This window comes from Streptosporangium sp. NPDC050284, assembly GCF_044459525.1.
In the GTDB taxonomy this organism is placed as follows: Bacteria; Actinomycetota; Actinomycetes; order Streptosporangiales; family Streptosporangiaceae; genus Streptosporangium.
The window spans coordinates 325,518-350,648 of record NZ_JBITIZ010000009.1; the positions used below are offsets into that span (position 1 = coordinate 325,518).

At 71.9% G+C, this 25,131-nt stretch carries 22 protein-coding genes; 16 read left to right on the plus strand and 6 right to left on the minus strand.

The features are described 5' to 3' along the window. Window positions 1-185: 185 nt before the first annotated feature. Window positions 186-1,232, minus strand: a complete 1,047-nt coding sequence (locus ACIBH4_RS22670) for a YihY/virulence factor BrkB family protein (RefSeq protein WP_362511366.1) — start codon at window positions 1,230-1,232, stop codon at window positions 186-188. Between ACIBH4_RS22670 and ACIBH4_RS22675 the strand changes: the two genes are divergently transcribed. Further along, entirely contained in the window at window positions 1,231-1,515 is a 285-nt protein-coding gene (locus tag ACIBH4_RS22675) for a ferritin-like domain-containing protein (RefSeq protein ID WP_362511363.1), read from the plus strand. The two genes, ACIBH4_RS22670 and ACIBH4_RS22675, sit on opposite strands and share 2 nt — an antisense overlap. A gap of 101 nt (window positions 1,516-1,616) precedes the next feature. On the opposite strand, the gene ACIBH4_RS22680 is transcribed toward ACIBH4_RS22675, so the two are convergent. Beyond that, window positions 1,617-2,705 (minus strand): cellulose binding domain-containing protein, encoded by a 1,089-nt coding sequence (locus ACIBH4_RS22680; protein ID WP_362511360.1) that lies wholly within the window; start codon window positions 2,703-2,705, stop codon window positions 1,617-1,619. Between the two features lie 463 nt (window positions 2,706-3,168). Here ACIBH4_RS22680 and ACIBH4_RS22685 point away from each other — a divergent pair, with 463 nt between their 5' ends. From ACIBH4_RS22685 to ACIBH4_RS22720, 8 genes are all read left to right on the plus strand, one after another. Further along, window positions 3,169-4,986 (plus strand): ABC transporter substrate-binding protein, encoded by a 1,818-nt coding sequence (locus ACIBH4_RS22685; protein ID WP_362511357.1) that lies wholly within the window; start codon window positions 3,169-3,171, stop codon window positions 4,984-4,986. Continuing rightward, a complete protein-coding gene (locus ACIBH4_RS22690) occupies window positions 4,983-5,990 on the plus strand; it encodes an ABC transporter permease (RefSeq protein WP_362511355.1) in 1,008 nt (335 codons plus the stop codon). The genes ACIBH4_RS22685 and ACIBH4_RS22690 overlap by 4 nt, the downstream gene beginning before the upstream one ends. 94 nt (window positions 5,991-6,084) lie before the next feature. Next, the gene (locus ACIBH4_RS22695) at window positions 6,085-7,029 is read left to right on the plus strand and encodes an ABC transporter permease (RefSeq protein ID WP_362511352.1); all 945 of its coding nucleotides are present in this window, start codon (window positions 6,085-6,087) and stop codon (window positions 7,027-7,029) included. A gap of 4 nt (window positions 7,030-7,033) precedes the next feature. Further along, a complete protein-coding gene (locus ACIBH4_RS22700; RefSeq protein ID WP_362511349.1) occupies window positions 7,034-8,401 on the plus strand; it encodes an ABC transporter ATP-binding protein in 1,368 nt (455 codons plus the stop codon). After that, complete coding sequence (locus tag ACIBH4_RS22705) at window positions 8,398-9,408, plus strand: ABC transporter ATP-binding protein (RefSeq protein WP_362511345.1); 1,011 nt, start codon at window positions 8,398-8,400, stop codon at window positions 9,406-9,408. The genes ACIBH4_RS22700 and ACIBH4_RS22705 overlap by 4 nt, the downstream gene beginning before the upstream one ends. Before the next feature lie 83 nt (window positions 9,409-9,491). Next, the gene (locus ACIBH4_RS22710) at window positions 9,492-10,433 is read left to right on the plus strand and encodes a GNAT family N-acetyltransferase (protein WP_362511342.1); all 942 of its coding nucleotides are present in this window, start codon (window positions 9,492-9,494) and stop codon (window positions 10,431-10,433) included. Between the two features lie 127 nt (window positions 10,434-10,560). Further along, on the plus strand, window positions 10,561-11,487 hold the full coding sequence (gene murQ / locus ACIBH4_RS22715) for an N-acetylmuramic acid 6-phosphate etherase (protein WP_362511339.1): 927 nt from the start codon (window positions 10,561-10,563) through the stop codon (window positions 11,485-11,487). Between the two features lie 107 nt (window positions 11,488-11,594). Beyond that, the gene (locus ACIBH4_RS22720) at window positions 11,595-12,677 is read left to right on the plus strand and encodes a serine hydrolase domain-containing protein (protein WP_362511336.1); all 1,083 of its coding nucleotides are present in this window, start codon (window positions 11,595-11,597) and stop codon (window positions 12,675-12,677) included. Between the two features lie 65 nt (window positions 12,678-12,742). Here ACIBH4_RS22720 and ACIBH4_RS22725 read toward each other — a convergent pair whose 3' ends face one another. Further along, window positions 12,743-13,234: a MarR family winged helix-turn-helix transcriptional regulator gene (locus ACIBH4_RS22725; protein ID WP_362511333.1), complete on the minus strand. Its 492-nt coding sequence runs from the start codon at window positions 13,232-13,234 to the stop codon at window positions 12,743-12,745. A 66-nt stretch (window positions 13,235-13,300) separates the two neighbouring features. Here ACIBH4_RS22725 and ACIBH4_RS22730 point away from each other — a divergent pair, with 66 nt between their 5' ends. After that, the gene (locus ACIBH4_RS22730) at window positions 13,301-14,398 is read left to right on the plus strand and encodes a serine hydrolase domain-containing protein (protein ID WP_362765426.1); all 1,098 of its coding nucleotides are present in this window, start codon (window positions 13,301-13,303) and stop codon (window positions 14,396-14,398) included. Window positions 14,399-14,570: 172 nt separating this feature from the next. Here the strand turns inward: ACIBH4_RS22730 and ACIBH4_RS22735 are convergent, their stop codons facing one another. Together ACIBH4_RS22735 and ACIBH4_RS22740 are read right to left on the minus strand one after the other, a co-directional pair. Continuing rightward, the gene (locus tag ACIBH4_RS22735) at window positions 14,571-15,470 is read right to left on the minus strand and encodes a MurR/RpiR family transcriptional regulator (RefSeq protein ID WP_362511327.1); all 900 of its coding nucleotides are present in this window, start codon (window positions 15,468-15,470) and stop codon (window positions 14,571-14,573) included. Between the two features lie 27 nt (window positions 15,471-15,497). Further along, window positions 15,498-17,003, minus strand: coding sequence for a glycoside hydrolase family 3 N-terminal domain-containing protein (locus tag ACIBH4_RS22740; RefSeq protein WP_362765424.1), 1,506 nt, complete (start codon window positions 17,001-17,003; stop codon window positions 15,498-15,500). Window positions 17,004-17,280: 277 nt separating this feature from the next. On the opposite strand from ACIBH4_RS22740, the gene ACIBH4_RS22745 reads away from it, so the two are divergent. The 5 genes from ACIBH4_RS22745 to ACIBH4_RS22765 all read left to right on the plus strand — a co-directional run bounded on the left by ACIBH4_RS22745 (window position 17,281) and on the right by ACIBH4_RS22765 (window position 22,129). After that, entirely contained in the window at window positions 17,281-18,657 is a 1,377-nt protein-coding gene (locus ACIBH4_RS22745) for an FAD/NAD(P)-binding protein (RefSeq protein ID WP_362511321.1), read from the plus strand. Between the two features lie 240 nt (window positions 18,658-18,897). Beyond that, window positions 18,898-19,590, plus strand: coding sequence for a DsbA family protein (locus ACIBH4_RS22750; RefSeq protein ID WP_362511318.1), 693 nt, complete (start codon window positions 18,898-18,900; stop codon window positions 19,588-19,590). 377 nt (window positions 19,591-19,967) lie between these two features. Beyond that, window positions 19,968-20,522, plus strand: a complete 555-nt coding sequence (locus tag ACIBH4_RS22755) for an NAD(P)H-dependent oxidoreductase (protein WP_362765421.1) — start codon at window positions 19,968-19,970, stop codon at window positions 20,520-20,522. Window positions 20,523-20,681: 159 nt separating this feature from the next. Further along, window positions 20,682-21,230, plus strand: a complete 549-nt coding sequence (locus tag ACIBH4_RS22760; protein ID WP_362511312.1) for a hypothetical protein — start codon at window positions 20,682-20,684, stop codon at window positions 21,228-21,230. Between the two features lie 23 nt (window positions 21,231-21,253). Continuing rightward, window positions 21,254-22,129, plus strand: a complete 876-nt coding sequence (locus ACIBH4_RS22765) for a diacylglycerol kinase family protein (protein WP_362511309.1) — start codon at window positions 21,254-21,256, stop codon at window positions 22,127-22,129. Window positions 22,130-22,225: 96 nt separating this feature from the next. Here the strand turns inward: ACIBH4_RS22765 and pgm are convergent, their stop codons facing one another. After that, a complete protein-coding gene (gene pgm, locus ACIBH4_RS22770; RefSeq protein WP_362765418.1) occupies window positions 22,226-23,863 on the minus strand; it encodes a phosphoglucomutase (alpha-D-glucose-1,6-bisphosphate-dependent) in 1,638 nt (545 codons plus the stop codon). 282 nt (window positions 23,864-24,145) lie between these two features. On the opposite strand from pgm, the gene ACIBH4_RS22775 reads away from it, so the two are divergent. Next, window positions 24,146-25,093, plus strand: a complete 948-nt coding sequence (locus ACIBH4_RS22775; RefSeq protein ID WP_362511302.1) for an ROK family protein — start codon at window positions 24,146-24,148, stop codon at window positions 25,091-25,093. Window positions 25,094-25,131: the final 38 nt, after the last annotated feature.

Sequence of the window (25,131 nt, forward strand, 5' to 3'; positions counted from 1 at the left end):
TCACGCCTGGCATTGCAGATCACGCTCGGGCATCCGGAGACGCCGCCACATGGGGCACCGTGGGAGCGGCGAGATCCCCAGGTGATCGCGTGGTGCCCCGGACGAGGCCGGAGTGGGGCGAGAGGGCGGAGCGGCCGGTCGTCGTGAAACGGGTCGCCTACGGACGGGCCTCTACGGACGGGCCTTTACGAGCGGGGGCGCCCGTTCCCGGATTCCCGCCGGCGCCCGCGCAGGGCTCCCACGAGCGTCCTGGCGATCGTGACGGCCGCCGTACCCGCCGCGCCGACCAGGGGTTCTCGCTCCTCGGCCGCGGTGGGGCCGGGGTCGGGATGTACGGGATCCGCCCGCCCGGCGCGGACGGCCTCCAGTTGCGCGGCGAACGCCAGCCCCAGGAAGAGGGCGATCGAGCTGAGAAACGACCACAGCAGCAGCGCCATGACGGCCGTGAGCGGTCCGTACGTGGCACCGAAGGTGCCGCTGCTCTCGGTGTAGAAGGCGAGCAGGAGGGTGAAGACCGTCCACAGGACGAGCGAGACCAGGGCGCCGAACGCCAGCCAGGTGTGGCCGGGCTGTCTCCTGCGCGGCGCGGCGCGGAACAACACCGAGGTCGACAGCAATGCGAGGAGGAAGCCGAGCGGCCAGCGCACCAGGTCGAACGCCTCCCTGGCGCCGTCGCTCCAGTCGTAGACCTGCGCCAGGGCCCTGCCGATGGCGCCGCCTCCGACCATCACCACGAAACCGGCGGTCATGAAGGCGCCGGCCGTCAGCGCCATCAGCAGGGCCCTGCCGTACTTGCGGTGGAAGGGGCGGTCCCGCTCTACGCCGTAGATGCGGTTCGCCCCCCGCTCCACCTGGGCCATGGCGCTGGTCAGCGAGGAAACGGCGGTGGCCAGGCCGAGCCAGAGCGCGATGGCACCCCCGGTACGGCCCGCCTGCCGGTGGCTGTCGGAGAGCACGTCCTTGACCGCCTCCACCCCCGCCCCCGGTGCGAGCTTGCTCAGGACCAGCTCCAGCACCTCGCCGGGATGCTCCTGCTTGATCACCGAGCTCAGCCCGACCAGCGCGATCGCGCCGGGGATGATCGACAGGCAGATCTGGAACGCCAGGGCCCTGGCGTTGGTCATGCCCTCGCCGTATCTGAACCTGCTGAAGGAGTCGCGGACCAGATGCCAGCGGCCGTATTCGCGCAGGGCGGCCCAGGCGTGGTCGGCCGAGAGCTCTTCACCGTTCATGGTCCGCGTCTGCGGGACCTTCGTCCCCGAGACGCTGGCGGCGCGCTCGCACGCCGAGTACGACGACAGCCTCGACCTGATCGAGATGGTCAAGGAGGACCTGGTCGCGGAGCGGATCGCGATCGCCTCCTATACGGAGATCGTCAACTGGCTCGGCAACGACGACGTGACGACCAGGCGCGTCTTCGAGGACCTGCTGGCGCAGGAAGAGGAGCACGCCGACGATCTGAAGAGCCTGCTGGAGAGGCTTCCCGGCGCCCTGAGCCAGGGCCGGGACGCGTAGGGCGCGAACACGAGCGGGCACCCGAGGCCGGGGACCCGCTCGTGTTCGCGCCGGTCGGCGTCCTGCGCGGCCCCTCGCGAGGGGCCGCGGGGGCCCGCCGGTCAGTCGGCCGTACAGGACACCTCGGGGACGGGGGAGCCCGGCCCCGAGGCGAGGAAGCCGAAGACCGTGGTCGCGCCCGGTGCCAGGGAGCCGTTCCAGGCGGCGTTCCGCGCCGAGACGGCGACTCCCGGCTGGGTCACGGTCGCGTTCCACGCCTGGTTGATCTGCCGCCCGGTGAACGTCCAGTTCGCCGTCCAGCCGTTGATGGCCACCAGGCCGGTGTTCTTGACGGTCACCTCGCCCTGGAAGCCGCCCGACCACTGGTTGGCCGTCCGGTAGACGGCGGTGCAACCACCGCCCGCCGTGGGAGTGACGGTCGGCGTCGGAGTGATCGTCGGGGTCGGGGTGGTGGTCGGCCCGGAGCCGAGCAGGGCGGCCAGCGCGGGGAACCACCGGTCGGCGATCTTCTGGTCGCCCGACGCGTTGGGGTGTACCCCGTCGTAGGTGTCGTAGCCGGTGGTGAAGCCCGTCCACTGGTCGACCACGATCACCGGTGACCGCGCGGTGGTCTTGCTCGCGGCCCATCCGGGAATCGCCGCGTTGAGCGCGGTGACCCGCTGCGCGCACTCACCGCACGTGCCGGGGTTCATCGGGATGATCTGGGCGACGAGGACCTTCATGTCGGGGTTGCTCGCCCGCATCTGGTCCACCAGCTTGCCGTACGCGGACAGGATGGTGGCGGTCGGGCGGTTGCTCCAGACGTCGTTGGTGCCGAAGTGCATCATCACGATGTCGGGTCTGGTCGCCGAGAGCCAGCCGGGAAGCTGGTTCTGGTCGGCGACGTTGGTGACCAGCGCCCCGCCGTGTCCCTCGTTGTCCCCGTCGTGCGCGACGCCGCAGCCCTGGGGCGGCAGGGTGCCGACGAAGTCGATGCCGGTGTGCCCCGCGTTCACGAGGCGGTTCCACAGGAGGGCGCGCCAGCATCCGGGGGAGCCGGTGATGGAGTCCCCGAGTGCCATGATCCTGGTGGCCGCCGCCTGTGCGGGGACCGCGGTGCCCGCCAGCAGGAGTCCCAGGGTCACGACCGCCGCCATCGCGGTCGCCAGAACCGTGAGAATCGTGCCGCCTCCGCGTGCCGTTCTTCGCATCTTCTGCTCCCGCCTCGGTCTCGCCTGGCTGCGGGCCGATGCTAGGTGTCCCGGGCGGGGGGCCGGAAGCCATCCGTATCCGCAGGGCCCTGACCTGCGCGATCCTCGCCGAGAGGGTGTAACTTTCACCCCGCTCTGGTGTCTCGCGGCCTGCTGTGTCCTTCGTGCCTTCCGGGCGGGGCCGTGTCCGGGGCCGCTGGGCGGCCTCACGCCCCGGTGAGATCGCCCCCCCTCCCCACGCGGGCCGGATCTTCGCCGTGCGGACCGGATCGCCCGCTCCACACGGGGCCGACGATGATCGGCGCGGGGTGAAGCCTCGGCGGGCAGCCGGTGAAGGAAAGCTACAGAGAGCATCACAAGAGTGGAGATAATTGACGCCGACGGCAGGGCGAACGTATTGTCCGGACAACGCCACACCTCGGTATTAGTGCCCTGACCTCGAAGAACACCCAACGGAGCGTTCATGAAGCGACTAGCAGCGGCAGCGGTCTCCCTCTGCCTCGCAGCCGCCACCGCGGCGTGCGGCGGCAACACAGCCGACTCCGCCAGCTCCGCCGGTGAGGTCTTCACCACGATCGACGCGCTCAAGCCGGGCATCGACGCGAACGCGCCGGTCAACCCGTACAACCCCAAGGGCAACGCCTTCCGGGGATTCAACGCCGAGTGGCTCGGGTGGACCAAGAATCACCTGACCGATCCGAACCGGTTCTACCCGGGGGTCGCACAGAGCTGGGAGATCCCCTCCGACCAGTCCTCGATCACCCTCAAACTCCGCCCGGACGGCAAGTGGTCCGACGGCGAGCCGATCACCGCGGAGGACGTGAGGTTCTCCATCGGCCTGGCCTACACCCAGGGTGGCACCGCCTACGCCCTCGACCCCTCCGCGGCCGGTACGGCCTCCGACATCAAGATCGTGGACGATCGGACTATCAAGATCACCCAGGCGGCGAAGAACCCGAGTTCCTCCTTCGTCCGCAGCGTCATGGAGACCGTCATCGTCCCGGAACACGTCTGGCGCGGTGTGCTGCCCGCCGACTTCTGGCAGAAGCTGAAGCTCGCGCAGAGCGACGCCCCCGGTGCGGAGGTGGCACGGGCGGGGATCACCAGCCTTGCGGACAAGGTGATCTCCTTCGCCCCGCCCAGGGACGTCTCGGCCGGGCCGTTCGTGCTGAAGCGCGTCAACCCGGGCGAGGCGCTGCTGGTCAAGAACGAGAACTTCTACAACGCGGCCAACGTCGCCGCCGACCAGGTGCGCATCCTCAACTACACCGGCAACGAGCAGGTCTGGAACTATCTGGTCTCCGGCAGGCTGGACAACGCGCCGTTCACCGCGGTCCCCGCGGGGGTGATGCGGCGGATCACCGAGACCCCGGGAAACACCATCGTGAGGGGATACTCGCCGGTCAGCATGGGACTCGCGTTCAACCAGTCCAGGAAGCCCTACGACAACGTGCACGTACGCCGGGCACTGGCGTACCTGATCGACCGTGCGCAGGTCACCAAGGTCGCCTCCCCCGAGGGTGGCGCCGCCTCGGTCACCACCTCCGGCCTGCACGAGGAGGCCGCGAAGGCGTGGCTGGGCGACGGCCTCGCCGCTCTGGACCCCTACCGGCACGACCCCGCCAGGGCCGAGAGCGAGCTGCGGGCCGCGGGGATGAGAAAGGTCGACGGCAGGTGGACGATGCCCGACGGCAGCCCCTGGAAGATGACCATCAACGTGCCCGCCTCCTTCTCCGACTGGCTGGCGGGCGCCAAGGCCGTCACCAGCCAGCTCAACGACGCCGGGATCGACGCGGAGGTCGTCACCACCGCCGACTACCCGCTCTACCTGGAGGAGATGGCGGCAGGGAAGTACGACCTCGGCTTCTGGCTGGTGGCGCTCGGCCCGGCTCCGTACAACATCTTCCAGCGCCTGTACGGCGCGCAGAACGGCTGGCAGCTCTTCGGCGGCAGGCTCAAGCACGTAGCCCCCGGCACGGAGGGCAACTGGATGGGCGGCGCCGAGATCATCGACGTCAAGGGCGTGGGCAGGGTCAATCCCGGCGAGCTGGCGGTGAAGCTGAACTCCGTGCCCGAGGCGGAGCAGCGGGGGATCGTCTCGACCCTCGCCAGGACCGCCAACCAGGACCTCCCGGTGATTCAGCTGTGGGACTACGTCAACACCCAGGTCGTCAACACCACCCGCTTCACCGGATTCCCCGGCGACGACAGCGACGCGCTGCGCCTTACCTCCGGGGTCTGGCTCCAGCTGGGCATGATCAAGAGGAAGAGCCAGATATGAGGGTCATCGCACGCCGCCTCGCGGGCCACCTCGTCCGTGGGCTCGCCATGATCCTGGTGGTCACCACGATCAGCTTCGTGATCATCAGGAACATCCCCGGGGACCCCATGCGGGCCCGCTACGAGAAGCTGGTCGAGCAGGGCATGTCGCCGGACCAGGCCGAACGCGCCGTCGCGGTGCTGTACGGGTTCATGCCGAAGGGCACGATGTGGGAGCAGTACGTCGACTACATGAGAGGTCTGCTCCACCTCGACCTCGGCCAGTCGCTGAGCGTTCCCGGCGCGGAGGTGACCACCCTGCTCGCCTCGGCGGCGACGTGGACGATCCTGCCGGTGCTCATCGGAACCCTGCTCAGCTTCGCGGTCGGCATCATCCTGGGCGTCTACGCGGCGATCAAGCGGTCGAGCAAGCTGGGGGACATCCTGGCCGTCTCGGGCTCGCTGCTGCACGGCCTGCCGCAGTACGTCCTCGCGCTGCTGCTGAGCGCGGTCTTCACGACACTGCTGCCGATCTTCCCCGCGAGCGGCACGGCGGACGTCACGCTCGAACCCGGCCTCAACGCCCCCTACATCGGCTCGCTGATCCAGTACGCCACGCTGCCGATCCTCACCTACGCGCTGGCCGGATACGGGGGCTGGATCCTGGCGATGAAGTCGAGCGTGGTCACCGTGCTGGGCGACGACTTCATCCTCGCCGCCGAGCTGCGCGGCATGAAGCGCGGCGTCATCTTCCGCTACGTGGCGCGCAACGCGATCCTGCCGCTGTTCACCATCCTCGCGCTCTCGCTGGGTCTGCTGTTCGGCGGCGCGATCTTCATCGAGCGAATCTTCACCTACCCGGGGCTCGGCCTGTTGCTGCTCAACAGCATCACCGACCGCGACTACGCGCTGATGGGCGGGGCCTTCCTGCTGATCACCGTGGCGATCGTCATCGCGAACATCGTCGCCGACATGCTCTACACCGCCATCGATCCACGGGTCCGTTCCGGACAGGAGGCGTCATGACCGGACGAATCAAGGGAGCCGCGGGAAACCGCCTCTCCGGCACGCGGGCGGCGGATCTCACGAGCCCGTACACCCGCACCGCGGGGGTGATCGCGTGACGGCACCGGTCATCACGGGTGGCGCCCCCGGCGCCCCCGGCACCCCGGGGACTCCGGGGATCTCCGGCACCCGCGCGACGCTGCGGCGCAACTTCCGGCGCGGCGTCTGGCGGGTCCTGCGGCGCAAGCCCAGCCGGATCGTGGGCGTGGCGATCCTGGCCATGTTCGCGTTCATGGGGATCTTCGGGCCACTGCTCTACCCCGCGCGGCTGCCGCGCGACGACAACGCGCTCTACGCCGCGCCGAGCCTCGCGCACCCCTTCGGCACCGACTTCGAGGGCACGGACGTGCTCGCCCTGGTGGTCACCGGCGCCCGGTACGTCCTGCTGACCGCGCTGGTCACCGCCGTGATCACGGTGGCCGTCGGCACCGCCGTCGGGCTCTTCGCGGGGTTCCGGCGCGGACGCTGGGACTCCGTGCTCATGCGGATCACCGACATGAAGCTCACCATCCCCGCCCTCCCGCTGCTGCTCGTCCTGTCGACCGTCTGGAAGTTCACCAGCGCGCTCGAGATGGGCCTGGTGCTCGGACTCCTCGGCTGGGGCGGTGTGGCGCGCGCCGTGCGGGCGCAGACCCTCTCGCTGCGCGAGCGCGGCTTCATCGAGGCGGCCAGAGGGCTCGGTCTGTCCGGCAGGCACATCGTCGGCAGGGAACTGCTGCCCAGCATGGCTCCCTTCATCGCGATGAACATGCTCATCGCGGTGACCGGCGCGGTGTACGCGCAGGTGGGCCTGTTCTTCCTGGGGGTCCTGCCGTTCGACGCCAACAACTGGGGCGTGATGCTCAACCTCGCCGTGTTCGGCGGCGGCGCGCTGACGACGACCACCGCGCTGCCGTACATGCTGGCGCCGCTGTTGGCGATCCTGCTGCTCACCCTGGGCATCGTCCTCGTCGTCGACGCCATGGACGAGATCTTCAACCCCCGGCTGCGGGAGGACTGAACAGATGTTCGCACGTTCGGAGAAGGTGTCCGTGACACCCGGCGAGCGGCTGGCCGCCGCCGTGAGAACCCTGAGCGCCCGGCGCACCCGGGGTGCCCGGAACCCGGAGGGCACCGAGGGCACCGCGAGCGCCGCGAGCGCCCAAGGCGCGGCGAACTCCCGCGAGGCGGGAAGGAGCGGCCCGCCCGGGGTGCGCGTCGACGACCTGTCCGTCGTCTACCGGACGTCGGCGGGAGAACTGCCCGCCGTGTCGGGGATCGACATCGAGTTGACGCCGGGGACGATCACCGGGGTGGTCGGCGAGTCGGGGTCGGGCAAGTCCACCCTGGCGCTGTCGCTGCTGAACGCGGTCCAGCCTCCCGGCAGGATCCGCTCGGGCCGCGTGGAGATCGACGGGCTCGGCAACGTCGTGGAGTTGCGGGGCGACGATCTGCGCAGGGCGCGGGGACGGCACATCGGGTACGTCTTCCAGGCGGCCCAGAACTCCCTCAACCCACTCAAGACGGTCGGCAAGCAACTCCTCGACCTGGGCCGTTCGCACGACATCCAGGATCTGAGGGAGCTGGTCAGGGACGCCAAGGACCTGCTCGGCAGGATGGGCCTGGACGGCGCGCGCGTGCTCGACTCCCACCAGCACGAGCTGTCCGGCGGGATGCGCCAGCGGGTCGGCATCATGTTCGCGCTGGTGCTCAACGCCCATCTCGTCGTGCTGGACGAGCCCACGACCGCGCTCGACATGATCAGCCAGGCCACGATCCTGCGGATCATCAGGGAGGTCCACGAGGAGCGCGGGCTCACCACGCTCGTCATCACCCACGACCTCGGCGTGGTGGCCGAGGTCGCCGACCGGCTGGCCGTCATGTACGGCGGGCGCGTGGTGGAGCAGGGACCGACCACCGAGGTGCTCGGCGCACCCCGCCACCCCTACACCCAGGGCCTGATCCGCGCCATCCCGCGCCTGGTCGGCGACATCGGGGAGGCGAGGGCACTGCCCGGCCGTCCGCCGACGCTTGGGACCGTCCCGTCGAGGGGATGCGTCTTCAGGGAACGTTGTGAGCTGCGCATGGACGTCTGCGAGACCGAGGAGCCGCCCGCCGTCACGCGCGGCGATTGGATCGTGGCCTGCCACGCCGTCGCCGCCCGCCACGCGGACGAGGACGACGAGGACGCGAACGCCGCGCGCACCGCGCACCGGACCGGCGACGGAGCCGTCGCGCACGCCGCGAACGGGACGGACGGCGGCGCCGGGAACGGGACGAAGAACGGGAACGAGGCCGCGAACACGAACGGGAACGCCCACGAGGACCGGGACGCGGTTTCGCGGGGGGCCGGAAGGTCCGCCGGGACACACGGGGCGAGGGAGAAAGCGTGATCACTGGACAGGGAGTCACGAAGACCTTCAAGCAGCGGGGCGGCATACTCGCCGGCCGGGAGGTGAAGGCGCTGCGCGGCGTCGACTTCGCCATCCCCAAGGGCGGGGCGGTGTCGTTCATCGGGGAGTCGGGCTGCGGCAAGACGACGCTGGGGCGGATCATCGCCGGACTGGAGAGCTACGACTCCGGAGAGATCGTCATCGACGGCACGCCCATGTCGTCGCTGCGCCCGAGGCAGCGCCAGCCCCACTTCCGCAGGATCCAGCTCATCCACCAGGACCCGTACTCGGCGCTCAACCCGACCCGCACGGTGCACCAGACGCTGGACGCGCCGCTGGCACTGCGAGCCGCGCAGACCGGCCGATCACGCTCGTGGGCGGACGGACGCGCCCAGGAACTGCTGGAACTGGTCGGTCTCGACCCCGGCTACGTGCTGCCGCGCTACCCCCACCAGCTCTCCGGCGGTATGCGCCAGCGGGTCGTCATCGCCCGTGCCCTCACCGTCGACCCCGAGATGCTCGTCGCCGACGAGGCCGTCTCCATGATCGACGTATCGCTGCGGCTGGGCATCCTCGCCCTGCTCAAGGACCTTCGCGAACGCCTCGGGGTGAGCGTGCTGTTCATCACCCACGACGTGGCGACCGCGCGCTACATCGGCGACGACGGCGAGCTGTACGTCATCTACCGGGGGCAGGTCGTCGAGCGTGGCCACGTCGAGACGATCATCTCCGCCCCGGTGCACCCGTACACCCAGTCGTTGCTGTCGGCCATCCCCGTGCTGCACGGCCTGGAGCGGCCGGGCGAGGAGCCGGTGACGCCGACCGGGGCGCTCGACGAGAGCCGCCTCGACGAGGGATGCCTGTTCGCCCGGCGCTGCCCGTTCCGTACCGGCCGCTGCGAGTCCGAGCACCCGCTGCTCGGCCACGGCGGCGGTACGCCCCAGGAGCACGCCTGCTTCCACCCCGCTCCACGCAACGTCGTCGCGATGCCGGTCGGTCACCCGTGAACCCGCTGAGAAAGAGACCCGGGGCGGGGCCGTGGAGTGTGGGCGAGGCGCCGAGGGCCACTGAGACGTCGAGGAGTCCGGAAGTGCCGGGAATCCGCGAGATATCCGGAACCCGTGCGGCGTCCGAGATCGGCGAGCTGTCCGGAACCCGCGAGCTGTCCGGGATCCGGGAGGCCGTCGCGGCCGACGCGGAGGCGCTCGCGGAGATCGCCGGGGCCGCTCTCACCCATGACGTGGGGGAGTCCGCGAGCCTGGTCGCCCGTCTCGCCACGCCGCCCGCGCACCGCTCCTGGACGGCGCTGGTGACGCGCGGTCTGGACGGTGTGGTGTTCGCCTCGATGTCGGCGCGTGACCCGCGGGCGGGCCATCTCGACCTGCTCGCGGTACGTCCCGAGGCTCGGGGAGCGGGCCTGGGCCGGGCGCTGGTCACCGCGGCCGAGGACTGGCTGCGCGACCGGGGGGCGACCGAGGTGCGCTTCGCCGGTAACCCGCCCTGCTACGCCTGGCCGGGCATCGACGTGCGCTACACCGCGGCGGCCTGCCTGGCCGAGAGCCTCGGCTACGAGCGCTACAACGTCGCCTGGAACATGACCGTCGACCTCGCCGGCGACCTGTCCGTCGACGACGACCTCACGCGGCTGGCGGCCTTGGGGGTCACCGTGCACGCCGTCGCCCCAGGGGACCGCGCCGCCGTGTCGGCCTTCGTCGAGGAGCAGTGGAACGCGAACTGGGCGTGGGAGGCGGAGCAGGCCGCCGGCTGCCACTACGCCGTCAGGGAAGGCGAGATCCTCGGTTTCGCCGCGTGGGGCGCGAGGCCCTCCTGGTTCGGCCCGATGGGCACCGCGCCGGCCGCGCGGGGCCTGGGGGTCGGTCGCGTGCTCGTACGCCGATGTCTCGCCGAGCAGCGGGCCACGGGCATGTCGAGCGCCCAGATCGGCTGGGTGGGGCCGCTGCGCTTCTACGCCAGGACGGTCGGCGCGCACGCCGAGCGGGTCTTCTGGCTCTATCGCCGTGGGCTGTCATGAGGGCCTGGGCACGCCGGGGTGACCCGACGTACGGGTTCCCGCCGGGTACGCGGCCGTAACTTCCTCGCTGTCAGATGATCATCTGGTTGACGGCAGTGAGACAGGACAACTAACGACATGGGACGTCATGAGTGATCAAGTAGCCACGCTGTCCACGCTTTCCACCGAGCAGAGCGATCCGCGCTACAGCCGGATCGACCTGCTCCCCACCGAGCAGGTGGCCAGGCTGATGAACGCCGCGGACACCGCGGTGCCCGCGGCGGTCGCCGAGGCGATTCCGGAGATCTCGGCCGCGGTGGACGCGGTCGTGGCCAGGATGAGGTCGGGTGGCCGCCTGTTCTACGTGGGCGCGGGGACGTCAGGCCGGTTGGCCGTGCTGGACGCCTCGGAATGCCCGCCGACCTTCGGTACCGACCCCGAGCTCGTCCAGGGTGTCATCGCGGGCGGCACCCCCGCGCTGACGCGTTCGGTCGAGGGCGCGGAGGACGACCGGGAGGGGGGAGCGGCAGCTCTGGCGGAACGGGGAGTGGGCGCGCTCGACGCGGTGGTGGGCGTCTCCGCGAGCGGTCGCGCGCCCTTCGTGCTCGGCGCGCTGGCCGAGGCGAGCCGCCGTGGAGCCCTGACCGTGGCCCTGTCGTGCAACGTCGCGACCCCGCTGTCGGCGGCCGCGCGGCATCCCATCGAGGTGATCGTCGGCCCGGAGGTGGTGACCGGCTCCACCAGGCTCAAGGCGGGGACCGCGCAGAAACTGGTCCTCAACATGATCTCCACGATCGCGATGGTCAGGCTGGGCCGTACCTACGGCAACACGATGATCGAGGTGTCGGCGATGAACTCCAAGCTGGCCGACCGGGCGGCCAGAATGGTGAGTGACATCACCGGGGCGGCACTCTCCGCCGCCCGTTCCGCGCTGGAGGCCGCCGGATGGCACGTGAAGGTCGCGGTGCTGATGATCGAGCACGGCCTCGACGCCGACGGTGCCCGGGTCCTGCTGGAGCGGCACGGTGACCATCTCGAGGCGGCGCTGGAGGCTGGACGGGCCAGGGGCGCCTGAACCTCCGGTGGAGGGGAAACCGGCACCGGAGGTGAGACCGGCGCCGGGCGCGGAGTCGGCTTCCTGCGCTGAGCCGGGACCGGGGCCGAGGACCGGAGGCGGGAACAATGTCCGAGCGTGACGAGGGTGCCCGGCTCACCGGGATCCTCGGGGCGGCCGTGCCGCGCGTCTGCTCGGCGGCGGTGGCCGCGATCGCCGTGGGCGGTGTCACGGTGGCCGCCGCCGCGGTGGGGGAGGCCGTGCGCTACTCGTCTGCCTCGGAGGAGCTCGCCGAGGACCGGCCGCCCGCCCTCCGCGACGCGGTCTTCGACCTCGCCTCGATCACCAAGCTCTTCACCACGGCCGTCATCCTGTCGCTGGCCGAGGACGGACTGCTCGGCCTGGACGAGCCCGTCGCGGACCGGTTGCCCGCCTGTTACGGCGGAGCGCCCGAGGTCACCCTGCGGCACCTGCTCACCCACACGGCGGGACTGCCGCCGGGGCGCAGAGCCCACGAGGAGATTCCCGGCGACGGCGAGCAGGTCCGCGCCAGGCGGATGGAAAGGATCCTCTCGACGCCGCCTATCGGTCCCGTGGGTGAGCGCTACCTCTATTCGGACGTCGGTCTGATCACGGCGGGCAGGGTGGCGGAGATCGCCGGCCGGGCCTGCCTGGACGAGCTCGTCCGCGTCCGGGTCATCGATCCGCTGGGCCTGCCCGACACCGGATATCGTCCCGCCGCGTCCCTGCTGCCCCGGATCGTCGCCACCGAGCACAAACCCGAGCGCCCGGGGCCCGGATGCGTGCGTGGCGAGGTCCACGACGAGACCGCGCACGGCCTGGGCGGGGTCGCCGGGCACGCCGGGATCTTCTCCACCGCCGACGACCTCGTACGCTTCGCCGAGGCGTTGCGCACCGGGGGAGCGCCGGTCCTGCGGCCCGGCGCGGTCGCGGAGCTCACCCGCGATCACGGCGTGAGGGGCGCCGACTTCCGCCACGGCCTGGGCGTGCGGATCGGCGATCCCGCGATCGTCGGCCCGCTGGCCGGCGCCTACGGCCACTCAGGCTTCACCGGCACCTCGCTCGTCGTCGATCCCGAACGCGCCCTCACCGTCGTCCTGCTGACCAACAACGTCCACCCCCTGCGTGGCCGCGCTGGCATCCGTGACCTGCGCCACGCGGTCGCCGCCGAGGCCCTGCGCCTGTCCTGAGCTCCCGTGACGAAGCGCGGGGCTCGCGGGCAGGGACGACTCCCGCGGGACGGGGCTGCGAGGACTCACGCGTGGCGGGGCCTGAGGCGGCGGGCGAGGAGCTCGCGCATGGCGCCCGTGTGGTCGGCCAGCCGGTCGAGGGACGACACCAGCTCGTCCGTCGCCGTCTCGCCCAGGACCGCGCGAAGCTCGGCGGTGACGGCGGCGCGCGCCGCACGGCCTGCCTCGACGGCGTCCCTGCCGTGCCCGGTCAGTTCGACGATGCGTGCCCGCTGGTCCTCCGGATCGGCCCTGCGGGTGAGGTAGCCGATCCGCTCCATTTCCGTCACCACCTTGGACGCGCCCTGCGGTGTCATGCCGAGCAGTCCCGCCAGGTCGCTGACGCGGGCCGGGCCGCCCAGCAGGTGCTGGAAGACGTAGCCGTGGACGGTGCGTACCTCGGTGTGGCCCGCCGCGGCCATGCGCCCGCGCACCTCGGCGTCGCAGGCGGCGGCCAGGGCGGTGAAGAGCAGGGAGAGGTCCCCGGCTGCGCCGGGGTCGACCGGGCTTGACGTCACGCGGCCCACCATCCAATACTCAACCATGGTTGCGCAACTAAGGTTTAGTAATCGAAGGAGGAGATCATGTTCTGCGATCCCGCGTTCGCCCCGGTCGTCGAGGCGCTCAGGGAGGGGCTCGGTCCCGGAGGCGCCGCCCTGGCCGTCACCGCGGGCGGCCGTCCTGTCGTGGACGTCTGGTTCGGTACGGTCGACGAGGGCGGCGTTCACCCATGGCGCCGCGACACGGTCGTCAACGTCTTCTCGGTCTCCAAGGGCGTCGTCGCGACCGTGGCCCTGCTGTGCGCGCAGCGCGGGCTTCTCGACCTCGACGCGCCCGTGGCACGCTACTGGCCCGAGTTCGCTTCGGAGGCCACCGTCGCCCAACTGCTCTCCCACCGCGCCGGGTTGCCCGCGGTCCGCTCGCCGCTGCCACCGGGAAGCCTCTACGACTGGGACGCCATGGCGGGCGCGCTGGCCGTCGAGGAACCATGGTGGACACCGGGAGAGCGGCACGGATACCACGCGGTCACGTTCGGCTGGCTGGTCGGCGAACTGCTCCGCCGGGTCACCGGCAGAGAGATCCGGGACCTGGTCTCCGGAGAGCTCGGCGTTCCCGACCTCTCGATTGGGCTTCCCCGGAAGGACGCGCACCGGGCGGCGTTCGTGCTCCCGCCGGAAGGCCCGCCCACGCCCACGGATTCCCCGCTGGCCGAGGCGATGACGGACCCCGCCTCGGTCACCGCCAAGGCGTTCCTCAATCCGGCGGACCAGCTCGTACCCGGCCTGCCGAACACCGGGCGCTGGCGCGCCGCCCAGATCCCCGCCGCCAACGGCCACGCCTCCGCCAGAGCCCTGGCGACCCTGTACGGCGGGCTCCTGTCGGGCGATCTCCTCGCCCCCGGGATGCTGGCGCGCGCCACGACGGCGCACAGCGACGGGTTCGACGAGGTCCTGCGCGGCCGGACCCGCTTCGGCCTGGGATACATGCTCCCCAACGAGGTGCGTCCCTTCGCGCCCCGGGCGGAGGCGTTCGGGCACAGCGGGTCGGGCGGCTCGCTCGCCTTCGCCGATCCGGTGGCCGGTGTCGGGTTCGGCTACACGCCGAGCCGCACGATCATCGCCCCCGCCGGCCCCGACCCTCGCTGGCCCCCGATCCTGGAGGCGCTCTACGACTGCCTGTGATCGGGGCGTCCGAGCGCGGGGGGATGGGCCCGGAGCCGGTGAGATCACCGCGCGCCGTGCCCTGCCGTGACCGGGTGGCACCGGGCGGGCCCGCGTCCTCGTGAGGTGAAACGAGGAGAAGCGGCCGGGAGTGATCCGAATCTGGGCCGGCCCCCTGCGAAGCCGGGACGGGCTAGGAGGGCCTGTTCCGGCGGCGGTAGTCGGTCCTGAAGCCGTCGATGGCGTCTCTGGTGGCCCTCAGGGCCGCGTCGGAGGTCTCGAAGGTGCGCTGGGCGACGCCGACGAAGATGCAGTCGACGATGAGGAGCTGGCTGATCCGGCTGGCCAGGGCGCCCGGCCGGAAGGCGGTCTCCCTGCCCGCCGAGACCAGGACGTGGTCGGCGAGCTCGGCCAGGGAGGAGCGCGGGTTGTTGGTGATCGCCACCGTGGTGGCGCCCGCGCGCCGCGCGACGCGCACGGGCGCGAGCACGTCCGGGGTCTCGCCGGTGCAGCTCACCGCCACCGCGACGTCGTCGTCTCGCACCAGTGCCGCGCTGGTCAGCGCGAGGTGCGCGTCGGTGTAGGCGTGACCCGGCAGGCCGATCCGCATCAGCTTCTGCGCCATGTCGACCGCGACGAGCCCGGAGGCGCCGACCCCGTAGACGTCGACCCTGCGGGCCCCGGCCATCGCCTCCACCACCAGGCCCAGCCGGTCGGGGTTGAGCTGGGCCGCGGTGTCGGCCAGCGCCTCCGACTCGGCCCTCGCCACCTTCGCGATCACGTCGGTCAGCGGGTCGTCGGGGCCGAGGTCGCCGGGAACCAGCCGCTCGGGTTCGTTCCTGGCCACCGCCGCGGCCAGGGCGAAGCGCAGCTGCGAGTATCCGGCGAAGCCCAGGGCCCTCGCGGTGCGCACGATCGTGGCCTCGCTCGTACCGGAGGCCGCGCTGAACTCGGTGATGGTGCTGCGGGCCACGACGCCGGGGTCGTCGAGGATGAGACGCGCGATGGACTGGGCGGCGGGGGTGAGGGAGGGGAGGACAGCCCTCACCGTGGCCACCAGGTTCACGGGGGTGGGGCCGTCGAGGACGTTCATTAAGCGCCTTTCATGTCATAAATCAGCCTATTGGTCACCGGTCAACCAGCGGGCCACGGCGCGGGCCGAAGCCCGGGAGATGCCGTTCGTGGTCACGTACACGGCTCCTGTGGGGTCTCCGGGCATCCCGGTCTCGATCACCACGGTGTCGGGGCGCAGCGCGACGGCCCGCGCCAGCAGCTCGCCGACCCAGGGGTGGCGCCCGGCGTCGTGCACCACCATCACCAGCGGCCGGCTCTCGTCACCCAGGTCGGGCAGCTCGGGTGCCTCCACGGTGACGACGTGGCCGACGGTGCCGGGCAGCAACTCGGCGAAGGCGCCGATGAGACCGGTGAGCGTGCCCGGCTCGACCGCCTCGCTCAGCCGGGGGGCGATGTCGACGACCAGCGGCGGCCCGGAGAGCACGGCCGCAGCGGCCGTGGAGGTCACGCGGATGGCCGCCCGAGCGGTTCGCAGGCCGAGCTCCTCGCCCTCGCCCCCCGCGTCCCTGGCGGCGATGCCCGCCGCCCGCGCCCGCGCGGCGGCGTCCGAGGCGTACCAGCCGGACAGGGCGAGGACGCGGGAGGCGGCCTCGGCCAGCCGGTCCTCGCCGAGCCTGCCCTCCCGTACGGCGTCCACGATGGCGTCGCGCAGCTCGTGGACGTTCTCGCCCCCGGGGGAGGAGATGCCCGCGCAGATCGCGTCGGCTCCGGCCGCCAGGGCGCGGACCGCGATCTCCCCTGGCGGATGGAGGGCCGCGACGGCGCGCATCTCGATGGCGTCGGTGACGATCATGCCGGTGAATCCCATCTCCTCGCGGAGCAGGCCGGTGACGATCCTCCGGCTCAGCGTCGCGGGATTCTCCGGGTCGAGGGCGGGGATCAGCAGGTGCCCGCACATGACGGCCCTCACCCCCGCGGCCACCGCCGTGCGGAAGGGCGGAAGATCGCGCTCGGCGAGGAGACGCGGGGAGGCGTGCAGGGTCGGCAGGGCGTGGTGGGAGTCGGTGTGGGTGTCGCCGTGGCCGGGGAAGTGCTTGGCGCAGGCGGCGACCCCGGTCCCCTGAAGCCCGGAGATCCAGGCCGCGGTGTGCCGGGAGACCAGCTCCGCATCGGCTCCGAAGGAGCGGACGCCGATCACCGGATTGACCGGGTTGGCGTTGACGTCCGCCACCGGGGCGTAGTCGAGGGTGATGTCGGCCGAGGCGAGGAGGCGGCCGATCTCCTGGGCGACGAGCCGGGTCGCCTCGACGTCGTCGCCCACGCCCAGTGCCTGGTTGCCCGGCCACGAGCTGCCCCGCGAGGCCTGCAGGCGGGTGACGGACCCGCCCTCCTCGTCCACCGCGATCACCGTGGCGGGGTTCTCCGCGCGCAGCCGGGCGACCAGATCGGCGGTGTGGCCGAGGCCGGTGAGGTTGCGGGCGAACAGCACGGTTCCGCCGAGGCCCTCCTCGCCGAGCGCGCGCAGCAGCCACCCGGGCGGCTCGGTGCCATCGAACCCCGGCTGGAGGACGGTCATGGCCAGCCGGGCCAGGTCGGGGCTGCGATGGGGCATGCGGTCACCTTGATCGAGGTAGGCGTCGGGTGGCGGATGGGCGGAGGAAGGTGTCTCAAGGCAGGCTACACAGCAATGATGATTTCCTTCATTTCCAACGCCCCAAAAGTAGTTTTCTGTCATCCGTGCGCGCTCCCGCGTCCCACCAGGGCGGAAGGGAGGGCTCGGTGGCCCCGGGGTCGTGTTCGCCGCCGGAATCGTCAAGATCGCGAATGAGGTGGCCGGTGTTCTCGCTATCCCGTATACCCTGTAGGAATAGTGGGTTATGCTGGACCGCGTGTCAGGTTACCCATCGGTCGCCGTCGTGGGCGGCGGCGCGAGCGGCACGCTGGCGGCGGTCCACCTGCTCCGCGAGGCGCGGGCACGGAACACGCCGCTGGAGGTCGTGCTGATCGACCAGTACGGGCGGTACGCGCTGGGACAGGCGTACTCGACCACCGATCCGCACCACCTCCTCAACGCCTGCGCGAACAAGATGAGCGGGCTGGACGACGACCCCGGCCATTTCCTGCGCTGGGCCCTCGACGACGGGCTGGACGTCTCCGACTCCGACTACCTGCCCAGACAGACGTACGGGCGCTACCTTCGCGACCTGCTGGCCGACGCCGAGGAGTGGCCCGTCCGTGTGGTGCGCAGGGTGAAGGGCACGGTGAGCGCCCTGACCAGGGAGCGGGGGGTGCGGGTCCACCTGGCGGACGGCGGCGGGATCGACGCCGAGGCCGTCGTCCTCGCCCTGGGCAACCGCGCGCAGTCCGCCAGGCCGCCGATCGTGGACGAGAAAAGCCCCGGCTACGTCGCCGACCCGTGGGCGCCGGACGCGCTCTCGGAGATCCGCGACGGCGCGCCGGTGCTCGTGCTGGGGACCGGGCTGACCATGGTGGACGTGGCGGTCAGCGTGACCCGGGCACACCCGGAGACCGTGGTCTACGCGGTGTCGCGGCACGCGCTGCTGCCGCGCCCGCACCCCCGGCCCGTGCCGCCACCGGTCCCGACGCCGGTCCCGGACGGGCCGCTGAGGATCGGTGACCTGCTCCGCGCCGTGCGTCTGGCCGTACGGGACAACGGGGGCGACTGGTACGGCGTGGTCGACGGCCTGCGGCCACAGGCCCAGAGACTGTGGGCCCGGCTCACCCCTGACGACCAGAGGCGGTTCCTGGGCCTGGCCGCCCGCCACTGGGAGGTTCACCGCCACCGGATCCCTCCCCCCACGGCCGCCAGGATCGCCGACCTCAGAGCCGGCGGTCGCCTTCACCTGCTCCGCGGCCGGCTGGTCCGGGCCACCTCCGGCCCTCGCGGGCTGCGCGCCCAGGTGAGCACCGACGGCGCCGTCCGCGAACTCGACGTCGGCTGGCTGGTCAACGCCACAGGGCCCGGCGCCGACATCGCCGGTGATCCCCTCCTCGCCCGCCTCGTCGCCGACGGCGTGGTCCGGCCGGACCGGCTGCGGCTCGGGTTGGACGCCGATCCCGGCGGCGCGGTCCTGGACGCGTCGGGAGACCCGGATGACAGGATCTTCACGCTCGGCCCCCTGCTGCGCGGAAGCCTGTACGAGACGACGGCGATCCCGGAGATCCGCGCCCAGGCGGCGGCCCTCGCACCGCGTCTGGTGGCGGCGATCGCCCCCGCCACCCGGCGCGCCGCGTCGGCCGGTTAGCCCCGCCCCCCGCGGGTGCCGCGTCGTGGCGGGTCGGCGGTCACGGCTGATCCGGCGTGGCGGGCCCACCTCCAGGGGTGATCGGTGGCACGTGCGCGGCACAGGACGGGCGGGATGCCGGCATCCGGCCCCAGGGAACGCCGGCGACGACGGCTCGTGCCCCGGTGCGGTCGGCGAACTTGACCTTCAGCGTGGTTGAGGTCCGATGCTGTGAGGAACTTCCACGGAAAGAGGATTCCGATGAGTGAGGATCTGGTCGACTTCTGGTTCGATCCCGGCTGCCCCTGGGCCTGGATCACCTCCCGCTGGATTCTGGAGGTGCGCGAGGTGCGCCCCATCAGGATCAACTGGCGGGAGATGAGCCTGGCGGTGCTCAACGAGAAGCAGGACATGCCCCAGGAGTACCGCGAGATCGTCGAGCTCGGCCGGGGCACCATACGGGTGTTCGCAGCGGCACGCGCGGCGGCCGGGGACGCCGCCGTCGGTGAGCTCTACACCGCGCTCGGCACCCGTTACCACGGCGAGGACGGCCTGTTCCGGCGCACCCGCGACACGACGCCCGACGGCGGTCTCGCGAGTCTGCGGGCCGCGATGGAGTCGCTGGAGCCGGTGATCGCCGCCGCGCTGGCCGACGCCGGGCTGCCCTCAGAACTGCTCGCCGCGAGGAGCGACGACACCTGGGACGAGGCGATCCACGCCTCGCACTCCCTGGTGCCGGCGGGGGAGCGGAACCAGGCGCTGATCGGCGTCCCGACCATCTCGGTGAACGGGCACGCAGGCCAGTTCGGCCCCGTCGTCAGCGAGGTCCCGACCGGCGAGCGGGCCGGGCGGCTCTGGGACGCGTTCAGGGTGCTCGCCACCGAGGAGGCGTTCTTCGAGCTCAAGCGGGTCACCGACCGGGCGGCTCCCCGCACCTACCCGGGGGCTCCATAGCGCGGGACAGGCCTTTCCTCCAGCGCCCTCGCCGCCCTTGACAGAGAAATAACCTGCTTTTTCGCGAAGGATACGCTTGATCATGTTCGTCCCCCTGCACTGAGGGCAGGCCCCGAGTGTGATGGAGTGTGAGGTTCGCCGGCACCGCCGTCGCCGCGCTGGTTCGCGGAAGCGTGATCGCCGTTCCGGGGTTCGTGAGCGGGGCGGCTCGACCCGTACCACGAGCGGACCTCCCTCTTCGCGTCACGGTGATGTCGAGTAGCGGTTTGTGTCGGTGAGTTCGAGGGAGCGCCCCGCTGACGGCCGCGACCGCGTGACCGAGGGCGGAACCTCTCTCACTCGTAACGTCGCCTTACGGCGACAGGATGGGGCCGGGAATGAGGATCGTTGGGATCGCGGGAAGCCTTCGCCCGGGGGCGTACGTCTGGAGGCTCCTGGAGGCGGCGGCACGGGAACTGCCCGCGACGGTGGACTTCGAGATCTGGCGGGGCCTGGAGCAGGTGCCGCCCTTCGAGGAGGGCGGGCTCCCGCGGCCGGTGTCCGATCTGTGGCACCGCCTCTCCGCCGCGGACGGCGTGCTGATCACCGCGCCGGCGCACAGTGCGCTCCCGGCGCAGCTGGGACACACGCTCGACTGGATCGTCTCCGCGCGGGGTGGCGCGGTCCTGATGGGCAAGCCGGCGGGTGTGGTGACCGCCTGCCCGCGCGCCCACGAGGGAATGTGGACGCAGATCCAGCTGCGCAGGGCGCTCGGTGCGGCGGGCGCGGTGGTCCGGGGCGCGGAACTGGCCGTCTCCACGACCCCCGTCCCGTTCGACGCCGACGGCAGGCTCGCCGACCAGGACTACCGGGCCCGGCTTCGCGACGTGCTGGACGAGGTCTGCTCCCTCTCCCTCGCCGAGACCGGTTCTTTCGGCAGGTCCACCGTGTGAGGTCCGCCTGACCGCTCGCCGGGCCCTGCCGGGAGCCGGGCCCGGTCCCCGGGATCCGCCGTACGGCTCAGATCCTCCGGGCGCCCCTCGGCCCGGGGGCGCCCCGCCGGAAGGCGAGCGCCCGGTCGCGCCACACAGGGACGAGGAAGGGAGGCAGCCGTGGGGAGATCCGGCCAGGAGGTGGCGCTGCGGGCTCTCGGCGCGGCGCTCGACGTGCACGCGCCGACGGCCAGACACGGCGTCAGGACGTTTCCCGAGGGCACGCCGTTCCTGTGGCTGACCGTTCCCGGTGCGGGAGGCGCCACCGTCTTCCTCGACGAGCGCCAATGGATCTGCCTGAGCGAGCCCGAGCGCGGCGGGGTGACCGTCCAGCTCGTCGCCGGCGGGGTCGACGACGATCCCGCCCTCGTCGTGGGCCGCATCATGGCCGTCATGACGCCGGTGCCCCGGCCTCCCGGCGGCCGTCTGTCACGCGCGCTGAAGGTGGGGCTGCTCGGTATCGCCGGGGGTGTGGGAGTGGGACTGCTGGCCGCGCTGCTCATGGCGATCCTCGTGGCGGGTAACGGCTACACCTCACAGGAGACGATCCGCGCGGTGTACGTCCTGGCCGTGTTGATCGGTGTCGCGACCGGGTTGTGGGTGTCCCTGCGCTGGTGGCGGATGGGGCGGGACCCGCGTGATCGGGGCTCCGGTGGGCAGGAGCCGTAGGGACGACCACGTGGAGGAACGACATGGCCCAGCTGCTGGCGATCTACAACGAGAGCGCGGGGAGCGCCGACGAGAAGGCCAGGACCGCCGCACTCGAAACGCTGCGCGGCGGTGGCGCCGACGTGATCGAGGCGCCCGCAGGGAAGAAGGACCTGGACGAGATGCTCGACTCCTGTCCGGGCAGGGACGTGGTCGTGCTGGGCGGCGACGGCACGTTGCACGTGGTGGTCGCCGCCCTGCACCGGCGCGGCGAACTGGAGGCCCGCACGGTGGGGCTCGTCCCGCTGGGCACCGGCAACGACTTCGCTCGCGGCCTGGGCGTCCCGCTGGACCCGCCGGTCGCCGCCCGCGTCGTGCTCGCGGGCCGGCCCCAGCCACTCGACCTGCTGGTGGACGACGAGGACGGGGTCGTCGTCAACATGGTCCACCTCGGCATCGGCGCCGAGGCGTCCGAGGACGCGACGCCGCTCAAGCCGGTGCTCGGGCGGCTCGCCTACGCGGCGGGAGCGCTGCTCGCCGGTGTGCGAAGCCCCGGCTGGCGGCTGCGCGTCACGGTGGACGGCCGCTCCGTCGGCGATGGGCGCCGGGTGCTCATGGTGGGGATCGGCAACGGCCTCACCATCGGCGGCGGCACCCCGCTGGCTCCCCGGGCCAGGCCTGACGACGGCATGGCCGACGTCGTCGTCTCGCTGACGACCGGACCGCTGGACAGGCTCGCCTACGCCCTCCGGCTTCGCAGGGGAACCCATCCCGGCCTGCGCGACGTGATCACCATCCGTGGCAGGGAGGTGACCGTGGAGGGCGACTCCGTCCCGGTGAACGCCGACGGCGAGCTGACGGGACGGATCACCCGGCGCCGTTGGACGGTCCTGCCCGCCGCCTGGCGCATGTTCACCTGAGGCCGCGCCCGCTTTCGTCCAAGGACACCCGCCGGGAGCGGGCCGCCCGGCGGGTGCCTGCCCTCGGGCGCACCCGCCGGGCGTGCGTCGTCGCCGTCAGCCCAGGGAAGCCGAGACCAGGTCGCGCGCCTCCTGCTGCACCCGCTTCAGGTGCTCGGGGCCCTTGAAGGACTCGGCGTAGATCTTGTACACGTCCTCGGTGCCCGAGGGGCGGGCGGCGAACCAGGCGTTCTCGGTGGAGACCTTGAGCCCGCCGAGGGCCGCGCCGTTGCCGGGGGCCGAGGTCAGCACCTGGGTGATCTCCTCGCCGGCGAGGCTGCCCGCGGTGACCTGTTCGGCCGAGAGCCTGGCGAGCACCGCCTTCTCCTCCCGGGTCGCGGGGGCGTCGACGCGGGCGTAGGCGGGGTCGCCGAACCTGGACACCAGGTCGCCGTAGTGCTCGCTCGGTGAACGGCCCGTGGTCGCGATGATCTCCGAGGCGAGCAGCGCCAGAATGAGGCCGTCCTTGTCGGTGGTCCACACCGAGCCGTCGCGTCGCAGGAACGACGCCCCGGCGCTCTCCTCGCCACCGAAGCCCAGCGAGCCGTCCAGCAGGCCCGGCACGAACCACTTGAACCCGACGGGGACCTCCATCAGCGGCCTGCCCAGGTCGGCGGCCACCCGGTCGATCATGCCGCTGCTCACCAGCGTCTTGCCGACCCCGGCACCGGCGGGCCAGCCTGGCCGGTGGGAGTAGAGGTAGGAGATCGCCACGGCGAGGTAGTGGTTGGGGTTCATCAGCCCCCCGTCGGGCGTGACGATGCCGTGCCGGTCGGCGTCGGCGTCGTTGCCCGTGGAGACGTCGAAGGCGTCACGGTTGGCGATGAGCGAGGCCATCGCGTACGGCGACGAGCAGTCCATCCGGATCTTGCCGTCCCAGTCCAGCGTCATGAACCGCCACGTCGGGTCGGTGAGCGGGTTGATCACCGTCAGGTCCAGCCGGTGCCGCTCGGCGATCTCCCCCCAGTACGCGACGCTCGCCCCGCCCAGCGGGTCGGCGCCGACGCGCACCCCCGCCTCCCGGACAGCGTCGAGATCCAGCACCGAGGGCAGGTCGTCCACGTAGTGGCCGAGGAAGTCGTACCGGCCGGTCGTGTCGGCGGCCAGCGCCCGGGTGTACGGGACCCGCCTGACCTCCTTCAGCCCGTCGGCGATCAGCGCGTTGGCCCTGTCCTGGATCCAGGAGGTGGCGTCGGTGTCGGCGGGGCCGCCGTGCGGCGGGTTGTACTTGAAGCCGCCGTCGCCGGGCGGGTTGTGCGAGGGGGTCACCACCACGCCGTCGGCACGCGCCGAGGAACGTCCCCGGTTGTGGGCCAGGATCGCGTGGGAGACCGCGGGGGTCGGGGTGTAGCCGTCCCGGCTGTCGATCATGACTGTCACCCCGTTGGCCGCGAAGACCTCCAGCGCCGACACACTGGCCGGTTCCGACAGCGCGTGGCTGTCGGCGCCCAGGAACAGCGGGCCGTCGACCCCCTGCGCGGCCCGGTACTCCACGATGGCCTGGCTGGTCGCGAGGATGTGGTCCTCGTTGAAGGCGACGTTCAGCGAGGAGCCCCGGTGTCCCGACGTCCCGAACGCCACCCGCTGGCCGATCTCACCCGGGTCGGGATGCAGGGCGTAGTAAGAGGTCACCAGGCGGGCCACGTCGACCAGATCGGACGGCCTGGCGGGCTGTCCCGCGTGTTCGTGCGTCATCGCAGTCTCCTCACATCACACCTGGGCTAACCGTATCTGCCCTTAAATCGGATAAGGCTGCACAACTCATGAGGGCTTGGGGTGAACCGGTGGCTCTGTGCTCCCCGCATACCGTTGACAACGTTGTCATTGCCGTCGTACCTTCAGCCTGTTTGCCCGGTCACTTGGGAAAAGTACCCTTTGTGTCATCGATCACCGGAGGATCCCCTTGCACAGCCGCGCGGTGGCACCGATGGTCATCTGCCCTCCAGCCGCGCTCCGGCATGCCGGGCGGGCCGGCCGGTGACCGCTCTCGCGATCGACATCGGGGGCACCAAGTTCGCCGCGGCGCTGGTCAGGCCGGACGGGACCGTGACACGCAGGGTGGAGGTGCCGGTCGGCCGGGACCCCGAGGCGACACTGGTCTCGCTCGTCCACGACATCCGTGGTACCCGGGACATCCGCCCCGCAGACACCGCCGGTGGCGTCGACGACACCGGCGCCGGGGATCCGGTCGGGATCGGGATCGGCTCCGCGGGCCCCCTCGACGCCGTCGCCGGTACGGTCAGCCCGGTCAACATCCCCGCCTGGCGAGGCTTCCCCCTGGTCGGTGCGGTGAGCGAGCTCCTTCCCGGCCTTCCCGTCGCGCTCGCGGGGGACGCGCAGTGCATGGCACTGGGGGAGTGGTGGCGGGGCGGGCACTCGCGCTCCCGCGCCCTGCTGGGCATCGTGGTGTCCACCGGTGTGGGCGGGGGCCTCGTCCTCGACGGGACGCCGTACGTGGGACCCACAGGAAACGCCGGACACATCGGGCACATCATCGTGGACCGCGACGGAGAGCTCTGCCCCTGCGGGGCGACCGGTTGCCTGGAGACGATCGCGAGCGGCCCGAGCATGGTCCGCTGGGCGCTGGCGAACGGCTGGAGCGCTCCCGGCGCGCATCCGGACGCCCGCGCGCTCTCGGCCGACGCCGCGCGCGGGGTGCCCGCCGCCCAGCTGGCCTTCCAGCGGGCCGCCGACGCGCTGGCCGTGGCGATCCTCACCACGGCGGCGCTCTTCGACATCGACGACGTCGTCATCGGGGGCGGCGTGTCCGGGTCGGGAGAGACCCTGCTCGCCCCGCTGCGCCAGGCGGTCGCCAAACGGGCGGGCCTCGCCTTCCTGCGCCGCCTGACCGTCGAACGGACCTCCCTGGAACGCGACGCCGGCCTGTACGGCGCCGCGGCCCTGGTACTCCCCGTCGCGGGGTAGGAAGCCGCGTTCTCTCCTTCGCCCGCAGGCGAAGGTGT